12 protein-coding genes are annotated in these 14015 nt (G+C 71.3%); 11 read left to right on the top strand and 1 reads right to left on the bottom strand.

Annotated elements, in window-relative coordinates:
- The first annotated feature begins 180 nt into the window (after positions 1-180).
- From AAEP86_RS12370 to AAEP86_RS12395, 6 genes are read left to right on the top strand one after another with little or no spacing between them, the layout of a single operon-like run.
- Complete coding sequence (locus AAEP86_RS12370) at positions 181-1653, top strand: LLM class flavin-dependent oxidoreductase (RefSeq protein ID WP_420367636.1); 1473 nt, start codon at positions 181-183, stop codon at positions 1651-1653.
- On the top strand, positions 1650-2972 hold the full coding sequence (locus AAEP86_RS12375; protein WP_420367637.1) for an NtaA/DmoA family FMN-dependent monooxygenase: 1323 nt from the start codon (positions 1650-1652) through the stop codon (positions 2970-2972). Before AAEP86_RS12370 ends, AAEP86_RS12375 begins: the two co-directional genes overlap by 4 nt.
- 51 nt (positions 2973-3023) lie before the next feature.
- Positions 3024-4586 carry an ABC transporter substrate-binding protein gene (locus AAEP86_RS12380; RefSeq protein WP_420367638.1) on the top strand — a complete coding sequence of 521 codons (1563 nt, stop codon included), beginning with the start codon at positions 3024-3026 and terminating at the stop codon, positions 4584-4586.
- Complete coding sequence (locus AAEP86_RS12385) at positions 4583-5566, top strand: ABC transporter permease (protein WP_420367639.1); 984 nt, start codon at positions 4583-4585, stop codon at positions 5564-5566. The genes AAEP86_RS12380 and AAEP86_RS12385 overlap by 4 nt, the downstream gene beginning before the upstream one ends.
- Positions 5563-6453, top strand: coding sequence for an ABC transporter permease (locus AAEP86_RS12390; protein WP_420367640.1), 891 nt, complete (start codon positions 5563-5565; stop codon positions 6451-6453). Before AAEP86_RS12385 ends, AAEP86_RS12390 begins: the two co-directional genes overlap by 4 nt.
- Positions 6450-8039: an ATP-binding cassette domain-containing protein gene (locus tag AAEP86_RS12395; RefSeq protein WP_420367641.1), complete on the top strand. Its 1590-nt coding sequence runs from the start codon at positions 6450-6452 to the stop codon at positions 8037-8039. Before AAEP86_RS12390 ends, AAEP86_RS12395 begins: the two co-directional genes overlap by 4 nt.
- 133 nt (positions 8040-8172) lie before the next feature.
- Here AAEP86_RS12395 and AAEP86_RS12400 read toward each other — a convergent pair whose 3' ends face one another.
- On the bottom strand, positions 8173-9741 hold the full coding sequence (locus AAEP86_RS12400) for a helix-turn-helix domain-containing protein (RefSeq protein WP_420367642.1): 1569 nt from the start codon (positions 9739-9741) through the stop codon (positions 8173-8175).
- 544 nt (positions 9742-10285) lie between these two features.
- Here AAEP86_RS12400 and AAEP86_RS12405 point away from each other — a divergent pair.
- The 5 genes from AAEP86_RS12405 (at position 10286) to fliN (ending at position 14009) form a co-directional block, all read left to right on the top strand.
- Entirely contained in the window at positions 10286-10597 is a 312-nt protein-coding gene (locus tag AAEP86_RS12405) for a flagellar FlbD family protein (protein WP_420367643.1), read from the top strand.
- Between the two features lies 1 nt (position 10598).
- Positions 10599-11423, top strand: coding sequence for a motility protein A (locus AAEP86_RS12410; RefSeq protein WP_420367644.1), 825 nt, complete (start codon positions 10599-10601; stop codon positions 11421-11423).
- A 2-nt stretch (positions 11424-11425) separates the two neighbouring features.
- Complete coding sequence (locus tag AAEP86_RS12415; RefSeq protein WP_420367645.1) at positions 11426-12355, top strand: OmpA/MotB family protein; 930 nt, start codon at positions 11426-11428, stop codon at positions 12353-12355.
- 68 nt (positions 12356-12423) lie between these two features.
- Positions 12424-13302, top strand: a complete 879-nt coding sequence (locus AAEP86_RS12420) for a flagellar motor switch protein FliM (protein ID WP_420367646.1) — start codon at positions 12424-12426, stop codon at positions 13300-13302.
- A complete protein-coding gene (gene fliN / locus AAEP86_RS12425) occupies positions 13299-14009 on the top strand; it encodes a flagellar motor switch protein FliN (protein WP_420367647.1) in 711 nt (236 codons plus the stop codon). The genes AAEP86_RS12420 and fliN overlap by 4 nt, the downstream gene beginning before the upstream one ends.
- Positions 14010-14015 lie beyond the last annotated feature (6 nt).

Consider the following 14015-nt stretch of genomic DNA (forward strand, 5'->3'; position numbering starts at 1 on the left):
ACGCATCGCAACGCTCCGTTACGTGGGTGCTCGTGGGATGTCGGGCGATCGTGTTGTGATCGCTCCACTGACGAGGGAGTGCTCCATGACACAGGTCGACCGCGACGTACACGACCACTCCGGTGAGGCAGTCGCGCCGGGGGTCCGTGCGACGACCGGCGAGCGGGCCGCGGTGTCCGCATGACCCGCACCGGCGGCCTCGTCCTCGGCGGGATGGTCTTCTACCCGGGCGGCGAGCACGTCACGAGCTGGCGCCTGCCCGGCAGCGAGCCGGACGCCTACCTCGACATCGAGTACTACGTCCGGTTCGCGCAGACGCTCGAGCGCGGTGGGTTCGCGACGCTCTTCATCGCCGACGAGCTGTACGTCTGGGACCGGTTCGCGTCCGGCATCGACCACGCGGTGAACATCCGTACCGAGCCGTTCACCCTGCTGGGCGCGCTGTCGCAGCGGACCGAGCACATCGGCCTCGCCGCGACGATCTCGACGACGTACAACGAGCCCTACCACATCGCCCGCAAGCTGGCCTCGCTCGACCACCTCAGCGAGGGCCGCGCCGCGTGGAACCTCGTGACGAGCGCCTCCGACGAAGAAGCGTGGAACTTCGGGCGGGACGCCAACCTCGACCACGCCGTCCGGTACCGCCGGGGCGCCGAGTTCGTCGACGTCGTGCAGGGCCTCTGGGACAGCTGGGACGACGACGCCTTCCGGTACGACAAGGAGTCCGGGTACTTCGCGAAGCGCGAGGGTCTGCACGTCCTCGACCACGAGGGCGAGTTCTTCCGGGTGCGCGGCCCGCTGAACATCGCCAGGCCGCCGCAGGCGCACCCCGTGCTGTTCCAGGCCGGGGCGTCCGAGGCCGGTCGCGCCCTCGCCGGCGCGAAGGCGGAGGGTGTCTTCACGCTCTGGCAGGACGGCCTCGCCGAGTCTCGGACGCTCTACGCCGACTACAAGCGCCGCGCGGTCGAGGCCGGTCGCGACCCGTCGTCGGTCCTCATCCTGCCCGCGGTCTCACCCGTCATCGGTGACACCGAGGCGGACGCGCTCCGCCAGCTCGACGAGATCGAGGAGCTCACGCCGGACCGGGTCTCGCTCGACCTGCTCTCGCACGCCCTGCAGACCGACCTGTCCGACGCTCCGCTCGACGCTCCCCTCGAGCACACCTTCGACGAGTCGACGATCAACCAGTCGAAGTCCTTCTACGAGTCCGTCCGGCGCATCGCGGCCGACGCAGGCACCCTCCGTGACGTGTACCGCGCGGTCCTCCGGCGACGGTTCCTGCCGGGGACACCGGAACAGATCGCCGACCACCTCACCGAGCGCTACCAGCAGGACGCGGCGGACGGGTTCATGCTCGCGTTCTCCTCGATCCCCGTGAGCGTCGACCGCTTCGTCGACCAGGTGGTGCCGGAGCTGGAGCGCCGTGGCGTGTACGACCGCACGTACCAGGGCAGCACGTTGCGGGACCACCTCGGCCTGCAGCGGCCCGCCAGCCGGTACCGTCCGGCGGACGGGTTCGGTCAGGACGCCGACCAGGCCGGGAGGCGCGACACGCGGCCCGACGTCGGTGACGCGATCCGCGCCTCCGAGCCGACAACAGGCGACCACACGACGGGCCGCCACGAATCCGATCCCGCGGAGGTGACCGCGTGAACGGCCGCATCCTGCTCGCCGCGTTCGCCTTCCACCCGGGTGGCGCGCACGTCACCGGGTGGCGACACCCGTCGTCCCGCCCCGCCGAGCACCTGACCATCGGCCACCACCGGCACTTCGCGCAGAGCGCCGAGCGCGGCGTCTTCGACACGCTGTTCCTGGCTGACGGGCTGTACTTCTGGGACCGATACCCGTCCGGCGTCGACCACTACGGCGCCCTCCGGCCGGAACCCTTCACGCTGCTCGCCGCGCTGTCGCAGGTGACCACGCGGATCGGGCTCGCAGCGACGGTCTCGACGACGTACAACGAGCCGTACCACGTGGCCCGCAGCATCGCCTCGCTCGACCACATCAGCCGGGGCCGTGCCGCCTGGAACCTCGTCACGAGCCGCTACGACGAAGAGGCGCGGAACTTCGGCGGCGACGCGCACATCGACCACTCCCGCCGGTACGAGCGCGGACGCGAGTTCGTCGACGTCGTCAACGGGCTGCTCGACAGCTGGGACGACGACGCCATCCGCGCCGATGCCGCCTCGGGGATCTTCGCCGATCGGGACGGGCTGCACCGCCTCGACCACGAGGGCGAGTTCTTCCGCGTCCGCGGGCCGCTCAACATCGCCCGCCCACCGCAGGGGCACCCGCTGCTGTTCCAGGCCGGCGGCTCCGAGTCCGGACTCGAGCTCGCGGCGGACACCGCCGACGCCGTCTTCACCCGCGGCGGGTCCCCGAGCGACGTCCGCGCGTTCGTCGACGACCTCCGTGCCCGTGCGGTCCGACACGGCCGGTCGGACGACGCCGTGAAGATCATGCCGTCGGTGATGCCCGTCGTGGGGGAGACCGCGGCCGAGGCCCGTGCCGAGGCGGACGCGATCCTCGCGCTCACACCCGACGCCCTCATCCTCGAGGACGTGTCGCACCAGATCGGCCAGGACCTCTCCGGACGCGACGTCGACACCCCGTTCGACTTCGCGGAGGAGTTCGACACGTCGAACGAGACACGCTCCCCGAAGCCGGTCGTGCAGCGGCTCCTCGCCGAGGGCCCGGCCACGCCACGGGACGTCTACTCCTGGACCTACCGCCGACAGCTGCTCACCGGCACCGGTCCGGAGATCACCGACCGACTCGAGGAACTCGCCGACGACGGGGGAGCCGACGGGTTCGTCGTGCAGTTCCCGTACCTGCCCGGCGGCATCGACCGCTTCGTCGACCACGTCGTCCCCGAGCTGCAACGCCGTGGCCGGACAGCGACCTCGTACGACGACCTCACCCTGCGTGAACGGTTCGGACACCCGCGTGTGCCGGACCGGGCGCACCGCTGATCCCCCGCTCGTCCAGCCCTTCCCACCACTCGATCCCCCCTGGAGTCCACCGTGACCGTCGACCTCACGTCGCGACGGCGTCGCCTCAAGCGCCTCGCCCTCGCCGCCGCCGCATCCGCCCTCGCCCTCGCACTCGCCGCGTGCTCGTCCGCCGGCAACGCCTCGCCCGGCTCCTCCTCGGACGCCGGGACCTACTCGCTCGGTCTCCAGGAGCCCGACAGCACGATCAACCCGCTCACCACCTCCGACTTCAACGCCATGTACCTGATCGGACTCGCGTCCGAGGGGCTCCTCAGCCAGGACGCGACCGGGAAGCTCGAGGGCCGGCTCGCCGAGTCGTGGAAGCCCTCCGCCGACGGGCGGGCCTGGACCGTGACGCTCCGCCACGGCCTCGAGTTCTCCGACGGCGCCGCCCTGACGAGCAAGGACGTCGTCGCCACGTTCGACTCCATCACCGGGAAGGACAGCCAGTCGCCCGGCAAGTCGAGCTTCGACGGCATCCTGCGGTCGGTCGCCGCCGACGGGGACTCCTCGGTGGTCTTCACCCTCGCGAAGCCCTACGCCGACTTCCCGTACCTGCTGACCGGATCCAACACCACGATCCAGCCCGCCGGGTTCTCCGCCTCGACGAACTGGGCGAAGAAGCCCGTCGGTGCCGGCCAGTTCGTGCTCACGAAGTACTCCGCCGGCCAGGGTGCGACCTTCACGAAGAACCCGAAGTACTGGGATGCGAAGGACGTGGACCTCGCGAAGCTCGACGTGAAGTTCTACGCCGACGAGCAGGCCCAGCTCCTCGCCTTCCAGAGCGGCGAGATCGACCAGCTCCCCTCGACCCCGACGGCGACCGCGACCCTGAAGGGCACCCCGCACAAGGAGACCAAGCCGTACTACAACAAGTTCGACGGCATCTTCCTCGACGTCACGAAGGCCCCGTTCGACGACCCGGAGGTCCGTGAGGCGTTCGCGCTCGCCCTCGACCGCAAGGAGATCGTCAAGACCGTCTACGGCGGCGACGCGTCGGTCGGCAACGACACCACGTTCTTCCCGAGCTCGGCGATCCAGCCGGAGGGCCTCGCGCAGCGCTCGCAGGACGCGGCGAAGGTGAAGGACCTGCTCGGCGGGAAGACGGTCTCGTTCGAGATCACGACGCTGGACTCCGAGAAGGCGCTGGCGCAGGTCGTCCAGCAGCAGCTCGAGGCGGTCGGCGGGTTCGACGTCTCCCTCAAGGTGCTCACGAGCGCGCAGTACTACGCGGACGGGGACGACACCCCGTGGCTGAACGCCCCGGTGACGATCACGAACTGGGCGCAGCGACTGCCGGCCCAGTTCGTCGACCTCATCTACCGCGAGGGCGCCGCCTGGAACGCCTCGAAGTACTCGAACCCGGAGCTCGAGACCCTCGTCGACCAGTACGAGTCCACCACCTCGCAGTCCGAGCGCCAGGGCATCGCGAACACGATCGGCGAGATCGAGTACACGGACCTGCCGGTCATCGTGCCCGCGTTCGCGTCGAGCAAGATCCTGCTGCAGGAACGTGTCACCGGCACCTTCCGCTCCGGGCAGGACTTCCCCGGCGGGTTCGACTTCCGCGGGATCGGAGTCACCTCGTCATGAGCACCGCGCGCCGCCGTCGACTGCTGGCCCTCGTCGGACAGCGGGTCGTCCAGATCCCGCTCGTCCTGGTCGTGGTCTCCGTCCTCACCTTCTGGCTCGTCCAGGTCGTGCCCGGAGACCCCGGTCGGAACGCCCTGGGCCAGTACGCGACGGCGGCGCAGGTGCGGGCCTGGAACACCGAGCACGGGCTCGACGGGTCCCTCGTCGGCCGGTACCTGCACTGGATCGGCGGGTTCGTCACGGGTGACTGGGGCACGAGCTTCGTGTACTCGGAACCCGTCCGTGACCTCGTCCTCGGCCGGCTCGGCAACTCGCTCCTGCTCGGCGCGTACGCCTTCGTCATCATGGTGCCGGTCGCCCTCGCGCTCGGCGCCGTCCAGGCCTACCGGCAGGGCAAGCGGTCCGATCGGGCGATCACGGTGGGGCTCCTCACCGTCTCGGCGGTCCCCGAGTTCGTCGTCGGGATCGTGCTGCTCCTGGTGTTCGCCGTCTGGCTGCGGGTCGTCCCCGTACAGGCCTCCGGCGCGCTCGAGGCCGGCTTCGGCGAGCGGATCAGGGTCCTGACCCTGCCCGCAGTGGTCCTCGCTCTGGCCTACCTCGCGGTGCTCACCCGGATGGTGAGGGCGGGCACGATCGAGACGATCCGGTCGCAGTTCCACCGGACCGCCGTGCTCAAGGGACTCACCACCGGGCAGATCGTCCGGCGGCACGTCGTCCGGAACGCCCTCATCCCGACGTTCTCGGTGCTCGGGATCTACCTCGGCACCCTGCTCGGGGGCAGCGTCATCGTCGAGACGCTCTTCTCGTACCCGGGGCTCGGCGCCCTGCTGGTGTCCGCCGCCGAGCGGAAGGACGCGCTGCTCCTGGAGAGCGGGGTGATGCTCGCCGGTGCGCTCTCCCTCGGCGCGCTGCTCCTCACCGACCTGCTCTTCGTCGTCGTCGATCCCCGCATCCGATACGAACGGAGCGTCACCGCATGACCGCCGTCGTCCCCGGCGCCCTCGACACCGAGCCGCGCTCCGCCGTCGAACCGGCCGCCGTCGTCTCCGGACCGGTGTCCCGCCGCGGCGCGCGAGCGCTGCTCCGTCGCCCCACGTTCCTGGTCTCCGTCGTGATCCTGCTCTGGTGGGTGGTGCTCGCTATCGGGTGGCACGCACTCGGGCTGCAGCCGTTCGCGAGGACCGGCGCGCTGCTCCAGGCACCGAGCGCGGCACACTGGTTCGGCACCGACCCACTCGGGCGCGACGTGTTCGCCCGCGTCGCCGCCGGTGCTCGTCCGGCCCTGCTCGTCGGTCCCTTCGGCGCCGCGCTCGCCACGGTCCTCGGCGGGACGCTCGGACTGCTCGCGGGCTACCACCGCGGCTGGGTCGACACGGCACTGATGCGGTTCTTCGACGTCCTGCTCGCGCTGCCGAGCCTCATCTTCCTGGTCGTCCTCGTCGGCGCGTTCGGCATCTCGACCCCCGCGCTCATCCTCATCGTCGGGGTGCTGTTCGCCCCCGGCATCGCGCGGATCGTCCGGGCCGCCGTCCTCGTCGAGATGGGGAAGTCCTACGTGCAGGCCGCGAGACTGCAGGGTGAGAGCGCCTTCCGCGCGATGCTCACCGAGCTGCTGCCGAACGTCGTCGGCGTGTTCGTGATCCAGGCGGTGCTGAGCCTCGGCGCCGCGATCTTCATCACCGCGTCGCTGTCGTTCCTCGGACTCGGCGCGCAGCCGCCCGCCGCCGACTGGGGGCTCGACATCACCGCGAACCGGGCCTTCCTGCAGGCCGCGTGGTGGACCGTCGTCTTCCCCGGCGCCGCGGTCGCGTCGATCGTCGTCTCCGCGAACCTCATCGCGGACAACCTCAAGGAGGTCACCGCATGACCGGCGGACCGGCACCGCTCGTGCTCGTCGAGGGGCTGACCGTCGCGTACCGCGGCGTGCGGGTCGTCGACGACGTGTCGTTCTCGATCGACGCCGGCGGCTCCTACGGCCTCGTCGGCGAGTCCGGCTCCGGCAAGAGCACCGCGGCGGGCTCGCTCACCGCGTCGCTCGGCGTGGACGCCGAGGTCCGAGCCGGTCGGCTGGAGGTCGATGGTGCCGACGTGACCGCACTCCGCGGCGAACGGCTCCGGCGGTTCCGGCGCGACGTCGTGGCGGTGGTGCACCAGGAGCCCGGTCTCGCGCTCAACCCGACCATGACCGTCGGTCGCCAGGTGGCCGAGGTGCTCCGCGCGACCGGCTCCGGCCGCGCCGAGGCCGAGCGTGCGACGGTCGAGGCGTTCACCCGCGTCGGTCTGCCCGCTCCGGAGACGATCGGTGTCCGGTACCCGCACGAGCTCTCCGGCGGGCAGCAGCAGCGTGTCGCGATCGCGATGGCGCTCGTCGCCCGACCGCGCCTCCTCGTCCTGGACGAACCGACGACCGGGCTCGATGCGACGGTCGAGGCCGGGATCATGGCGCTCATCGACGAGCTCCGCGCCGAACTCGGGTTCGCGACCCTCCTCATCAGCCACAACCTGCCGCTCGTCGCCGCGCACTGTGACCGGGTCGGGGTGCTCCGCCACGGCGCGCTCGTCGAGGAGGGGAGCGCCGCCCGGGTGCTCACCGCACCGAAGGACCCGTACACGGTGCGGCTCGTCGAAGCCCTGCCCGACATCACGGTCGGCAAGCCGGCCGACGGCGCCGCCGCGGGCCCGTCCGGACCGGCAGGGCAGGGCGCCGATCCGGCCGTCCTGGTCGAGGTCCGAGGGCTCCGCAAGGAGTACGACGGCCGGGCCGCGCTCGACGGCGTCGACCTCGACCTCCGTCGCGGCGAGGTCCTCGGCGTCGTGGGGGAGTCCGGCTCCGGCAAGACGACCTTCGGCCGGGCCCTCGCCGGGCTCGTCCGGTACGACGGCACGATCGACCTCCGCTCGGACGGCGAGCAGCACACCCCGCCGGTCCAGGTGGTGTTCCAGAACGCCGACGCCTCGCTGAACCCGCGTCGCACCGTCCGCCAGGTGCTCGGCCGCGCGATCCGCCTCCTCGGCGGTGACGGCACCGCCGAACACCTCGCGGCCCGTGTCGGCCTCGGCCAGGACGTCCTCGACCGTCGCCCCGCACAGCTGTCCGGCGGGCAGAAGCAGCGCGTCGCGATCGCGCGCGCGTTCGCAGGCCCCGTCCCGCTCGTCGTCTGCGACGAGCCGACGTCCGCACTCGACGTGTCCGTGCAGGCGCGGATCCTCGACCTCGTGCTCGACCTGCAGCGCACCACCGGCACGACGTGCGTCTTCATCTCGCACGACCTCGCCGTCGTCCGCCGGGTGGCGGATCGCATCGCGGTCTTCGAGGGGGGCCGCCTCGTCGACCTCGCCCCCGCCGAGCGGGTGTTCGACGACGGCACACATCCGCGCACCCGTGCACTCGTGGCCGCCGCTCAGGACCTCCGCCGACGCGCCGGGCTGACGGGGCGGCTGGCGACGTCCTGAGCACGGCCTGCCGCACCGGGCCGTGCCGAGCGGGCGCAACGCGCCGCGCGGAGGACCGGAACGGGTGACGGCCCGGCCCCGGTGCGGGGACGGGCCGTCGGGTCACGCGGTGCGAGCGGTCGCCCGCGGGTGCTCAGTCGTGGAAGGTCTCGATCGACGCGCCGAGCGAGTTGAGGCGCTCCTGCAGCTGCTCGTAGCCGCGGGCGATGATGCCCACGTTGCGCAGGACGCTCTCGCCCTTGGCCGCGAGCATCGCCAGCAGGATGACGACCGCCGGGCGCAGCGCCGGCGGGCAGCTCACCTCGGCACCCGAGAAGTGCGTCGGGCCGGTGACGTCGAGCCGGTGCGGGTCGCGGAGCGTGACGCTCGCGCCGAGTCGGGTGAGATCGAGCAGGTGGATCGCCCGGCCCTCGTAGACCCAGTCGTGCACGAGCGTGGTGCCCTCGGCCATCGCCGCGATGACCACGAAGAACGGCAGGTTGTCGATGTTCAGCCCGGGGAACGGCATCGCGTGGATCTTGTCGATCGGGGCGTGCAGCTCGGACGGGTGCACCGTGATGTCGACGAGGCGGGTGCGGCCGTTCGCGGCGGCGTACTCCTCGGTGACGTCGAAGCGCAGGCCCATCTCGGCCAGGGTCGCGAGCTCGATCTCGAGGAACTCGATCGGCGCCCGGGTCACCGTGAGCGTCGAGGCCGTGACGATGCCCGCCGTGAGGAGGCTCATCGCCTCGACCGGGTCCTCGCTCGGCCAGTAGTCCACGACCTCGTCGATGCGGCTCTTGCCGGTGATGCGGAGGGTGGTCGAGCCGATCCCCTCGATCTGCACCCCGAGCAGCTCGAGGAAGAAGCAGAGGTCCTGCACCATGTAGTTGGGGCTGGCGTTGCGGATCGTGGTCACGCCGTCGCGGGCCGCCGCGGCGAGGATCGCGTTCTCGGTGACGGTGTCGCCGCGCTCGGTGAGGACGACCGACTTCGTCGGCACCTCGGTGTTCGCGACGTCGACCTCGTACCAGCCGGACGTCGCCTCGACGTCGACGCCGAAGGGGCGCAGCGCGATGAGGTGCGGCTCGACGGTCCTGGTACCGAGGTCGCAGCCGCCGGCGTAGGGGAGCCGGAACGAGCCGTACCGACCGCTCAACGGGCCGAGGAACATGAGGACGCTGCGCGTGCGACGGGCCGCATCGGCGTCGATCGCGTCCAGGTGCAGGTCGGACGGGGCGACGATCTCGAGCGTCTCGCCGTCCTCCGACCACGTGACGGTGGCGCCGAGGCTCCGGAGCACGTCGATGATCCGGTCGACCTCGACGATGCGCGCGACCCGGTGCAGGCGGGTGACGCCGCGGTTCAGGAGCGAGGCGCAGAGCAGGGCGACGGCGGCGTTCTTGCTCGAGTTGACGGCGATGGAGCCGCTGAGCTTCCGGCCGCCCTGCACGCGGAGGTGCGCGCGCTGCGGGGCGCCGCCGATCGAGACGATCTGCTGGTCGAGCGCGTCGCTGATCCGGGTGAGCATCTCGAGGGACAGGTTCTGCCCGCCCTGCTCGATGCGGTTGATGGCGCTCTGGCTGGTGCCGACGCGTTCGGCGAGCTGCGCCTGCGTCATGCTGCGGCCCTTGCGGGCGCCGCGGATGAGGGCGCCGACCTCGCGGAGCGGTGCCGGCGTGGCGCTGGAGGCCGGCGTATCGACGATGGTGGTGTCGGACATGGCGCCACCGTAACACGCTCATGAGATAAAACTCGGGGGACAACACCCAGGAACGGGTACCCCGGCCGCGGAATACATCATGCGTGAGAGTTTGTGTCGGCAGCTACGAGTGCCGAGATCGACGGATGCGGGCGCATCGTGCGACAACGTGGTCGTCGTTCGACAGGTGCATCGTCGCTCGTTGCACACGCAACAGTTGCAAGAGCAAGGTGCGACAACGTGGTCGTCGTTCGACAGGTGCATCGTCGCTCGTTGCACACGCAACAGTTGCGAGAGCAAGGTGCGACAACGTGGTCGTCGTTCGACAGGTGCATCGTCGCTCGTTGCACACGCAACAGTTGCGAGAGCAAGATGCGACAACGTGGTCGGCGTTCGACAGGTGCATCGTCGCTCGTTGCACACGCAACGATCGCGCAGCCGCTGCCCAGGGCACGCGCTGCTAACGGGTCACGGGCTCCCGCCGATAGTCCTCGGTGCAGGCCCACGGACGGGCCGCATCCCGCCCCACGGACGGCGGCGGGACGATCGAGAACCAGGACGGGCCATGATCGTCGTCACACGACTGAACGGCAGCGGATTCGCTGTCAATCCCGATCTCGTGGAGCGCATCCAGGAGACGCCGGACACGACGCTCATCATGGTCGACGGCGCGAAGTACATCGTGCGCGAGTCCATGGACGAGGTCATCGACCGGATCGCCGCGTACCGCGCCCGGATCGTCACGATGGCCTACGGCACCGAGCCGCGCAACGCGACCGGGCCGCAGCCGACCCTCGCGGCCGTGGCGCCGATCCACGGCACGACGACCGACCGCGCCGCCGACCGCGCACCCCGCACGCAGGACGGGGGCCGCTGAGATGGACATCGCGACGATCATCGGCATCCTGCTCGCCTTCGGCGCCCTCTTCGGCATGGTCGAGATGGAGCACGTCGAGCTCGCGGGGCTCTTCCTGCCCGCGCCCATGATCCTGGTCTTCGGTGCCACCATCGGCTGCGGCATCGCGAGCACCACGCTCAAGGACGCGATCGCCAGCTTCAAGGCCGTCCCGAAGGCGTTCACGGGCAAGGTCACGCCGCCCCAGGCGGTCATCGACGACGTGGTGGGGCTCGCCGAGACGGCCCGCGCCAACGGTCTCCTCGCGCTCGAGCAGGAGGCGGACAAGCACGACGACCCGTTCATGAAGAAGGCCCTGCAGAACATCGCCGACGGCACCGACGGCGACGAGCTGCGGATCCTGCTCGAGGACGAGATCGAGTCGAACGCCGCCCCGGTACGGAGTGCGAGCGCGTTCTTCATGGGTCTCGGCGGCTTCGCCCCGACGGTGGGCATCATCGGCACCGTGGTCTCGCTCACCCACGTGCTCGCGAACCTCGGCAAGCCGGACGAGCTCGGGCCGCTCATCGCGAGCGCGTTCGTCGCGACCCTCTGGGGTCTGCTGACCGCCAACTTCATGTGGCTGCCGATCGGCGGCAAGCTCCGCAAGCTCGCGCAGCTCGAGGCGGACCGGCAGACGCTCCTCATGGAGGGACTGCTCGCCGTACAGGCCGGCAGCCAGCCGCGTCTCCTCGGTGAACGGCTCACCGCCATGGTCCCGCCGTCCGCACGCGGCGACGCCAAGGGCGGCAAGGCGAAGGCCGTCAAGGGCGATGCCGGCGTCGACGACCAGCAGCTGGCGGCCTGACGATGAGCGCGAACCCCCGGGGCCGCGGTCGCGGCCGTGCGAAGAAGTCCCACGACGAGGCCGAGCACCCCGACGAGCGCTGGATGGCGTCGTACATGGACATGATCACCGTCCTGATGTGCATGTTCCTCGTGCTCTTCGCGATGTCGACGGTCGACCAGCAGAAGTACATCCAGCTGAAGAACTCGCTCGCCACCGGGTTCGGCGAGGTGAAGTCGCAGAAGGTCGACACCGCGTCCGGCACCGTCGTGACGAAGGACCAGGTGGAGGACGGCTCGGGGTACTCGACGGACAAGTCGCAGGCCGACCACTCGACCGCGTCGTCGGGCGTGAAGGACACGAACGTCGACCCGGCGTCGACCGTCGTGCCGGCGACCGCGACGAAGGCCGACGTCGAGGCGGCGCAGCAGGAGCTCGACGACCTCCGGGCGCTCGAGGCGGCGATCAAGGGCAACCTGGCGAAGGCCGGTCAGACCGCGAACGTGCAGTTCACCGTCGACGCCCGCGGGCTGACGGTGCGGCTCGTCGGCAGCGAGACGTACTTCACGACGAACAGCGCGGACCTGTCCGACCAGGCGAAGCGGATCATGGACGCGATCGCCCCGGTGCTCAGGACCTCCGCCCACGACGTCAGCGTCGAGGGCCACGCCGACCAGCGGAACTCGACGGCACCGTACGCGACGAACTGGGAGCTCAGCGCGGCGCGGGCGACCGGCGTGCTGCGGGACCTGGTCGAACGTGGCGGGATGCCGGGCGACCACGTGCAGAGCGTCGGGTTCGGGTCGAGCCGACCGCTCGCCAAGGGCGGGACGGACGCCGACCTCACGCTGAACCGCCGGGTCGACATCGTCGTCCTCTCGAACCAGGACCAGGACGTCAGCGCCCTCATGCCCGCGCTCGCGAAGGCGCAGGACGGAGCGCGTTCCGGGTAGCGGCAACGCCACCCCACTCCGGGGTACAGCACTGACGGGAGGTCCACAGCGGACCGATAGACGCACCCGTGACCGAGACCCTGCCCGCGCCCGAGGTGTACGACTTCGCGCGCCCGTCGACGCTCGCCCGCGAGCACGCCAGGGTCCTGGAGCTCGCCTTCGAGACCTTCGCCCGCCAGTGGGGCACCCAGCTGACCGCCAAGGTCCGCGCGGTGAGCCAGGTCACCAGCGAGCAGGTCCAGATGACGACGTACGACGAGTACGCCGCGTCGCTGCCCGCGCTCACCGGCATGGTCCTGCTGCCCATCGTCGACATGGCCCCGAAGGGCGTGCTGCAGGTCCCGCTCGACGCGGCGCTCACCTGGGTCTCGCACGCGCTCGGCGCGTCGAAGCCCCTGCCGACGCCTGACCGCACGTTCACGCCGATCGAGCAGGCGCTCGTGCGCCGCATCGTCGAGGACGCGCTGGACGACCTCCGCTACTCGTTCGGCGGCCTGCTCGCGCACGACGTGACGGCCGGCGGGTTCCAGTTCAACTCGCAGTTCGCCCAGGCGGCCCAGAAGGGCGACCTGATGATCGTGGCCTCGTTCACGATCCGCGTCGGCGACCGGGTCGCACCGGGCACGCTCGCGCTCCCCGCCGAGGCCGTGCTGCCCCAGCTCGGCGAGGCCGCAGCCCACGTCACGCCCGCCGACGCGCGCGCCCTCCTCGACGCGCAGCTCGCCGGTGTCCCGGTCGGTGTCAGCCTGCGCTTCGCCTCGGCGCCGGTCCTGCCGTCCCAGGTGCTCCGGCTCGCCGTCGGCGACGTCCTGCCGCTGCCGCACCCGCAGCACCGTCCCCTCACCATCACGGTCGACGGCGAGCCCGTCGGCACGGCCGCGGTCGGCGCGAACGGCTCGCGCCTCGCCGGCATCGTCGTCACCACCACATCGGAGCCCAGCGCATGACCGTCACCACCACCCTCCACACGCAGGCGGCGGAGGCCCTCGTCGCGCAGCTCCCGACGGCGGCACCGCTGGCAGCGGTGCTGCAGCCGGGAGGCGCGACCCCCGTCGCCCTCGAAGCGGCCGGTGACGCCGTGGTCGCGTCCTTCGTCGGCGGCCTGTCGGCCGACCTGGTGCTCGTGCTGACCGACCTCGCGGCCGTCGCGGCCGCCGGTGGCACCGAGCACGGGCTCGTCGACGTCACCGACGTGCTGCGCCCCTCCCTCGAGGCGGCTGCGGGCGTCCTCGGCGTCGGGGTCCTCGGCGACGCCCGCCGCGAGTCGGCGTCGGCGCTCCTCGCCGACCCCGACACGGTGGTGTTCGAGCTGACCGCCGGCGGCGTCCCCGGCGGCTGGTTCGCACTGCGCGTCCGCGAGAACGGCACCGTGTCCGCGCCCGCCGCGCCGACCGTGTCGATCCCGACCGGCAACCTCGGCCGCATCAACAACGTCGAGATGACCCTCACGGTCGAGATCGGCCGCACCCGGATGTCGGTCCGCGACGTCCTCGGCATGGAGCCTGGCGCCGTCGTCGAGCTCGACCGCAGCGCGGGCGCCCCGGCCGACGTGCTCCTGAACGGCCGCCTCATCGCCCACGGCGAGGTCGTCGTCGTCGACCAGGACTACGCGGTGCGGATCACGAAGATCCTCGACGTCGCCGAATCCGTCTGAGCACCG

The sequence above is a fragment of the Curtobacterium sp. L1-20 genome (genome assembly GCF_048755855.1).
Lineage (GTDB): Bacteria > Actinomycetota > Actinomycetes > Actinomycetales > Microbacteriaceae > Curtobacterium.

What these genes read in the sequence shown, in the direction of transcription:
- AAEP86_RS12370 (WP_420367636.1), top strand. Translation starts at nt 181, where the DNA reads ATGACCCGCACCGGCGGCCTCGTCCTCGGCGGGATGGTCTTCTACCCG.
- AAEP86_RS12385 (WP_420367639.1), top strand. Translation starts at nt 4,583, where the DNA reads ATGAGCACCGCGCGCCGCCGTCGACTGCTGGCCCTCGTCGGACAGCGG.
- AAEP86_RS12390 (WP_420367640.1), top strand. Translation starts at nt 5,563, where the DNA reads ATGACCGCCGTCGTCCCCGGCGCCCTCGACACCGAGCCGCGCTCCGCC.
- AAEP86_RS12395 (WP_420367641.1), top strand. Translation starts at nt 6,450, where the DNA reads ATGACCGGCGGACCGGCACCGCTCGTGCTCGTCGAGGGGCTGACCGTC.
- AAEP86_RS12400 (WP_420367642.1), bottom strand. Translation starts at nt 9,741, where the DNA reads ATGTCCGACACCACCATCGTCGATACGCCGGCCTCCAGCGCCACGCCG.
- AAEP86_RS12405 (WP_420367643.1), top strand. Translation starts at nt 10,286, where the DNA reads ATGATCGTCGTCACACGACTGAACGGCAGCGGATTCGCTGTCAATCCC.
- AAEP86_RS12410 (WP_420367644.1), top strand. Translation starts at nt 10,599, where the DNA reads ATGGACATCGCGACGATCATCGGCATCCTGCTCGCCTTCGGCGCCCTC.
- AAEP86_RS12415 (WP_420367645.1), top strand. Translation starts at nt 11,426, where the DNA reads ATGAGCGCGAACCCCCGGGGCCGCGGTCGCGGCCGTGCGAAGAAGTCC.
- fliN (WP_420367647.1), top strand. Translation starts at nt 13,299, where the DNA reads ATGACCGTCACCACCACCCTCCACACGCAGGCGGCGGAGGCCCTCGTC.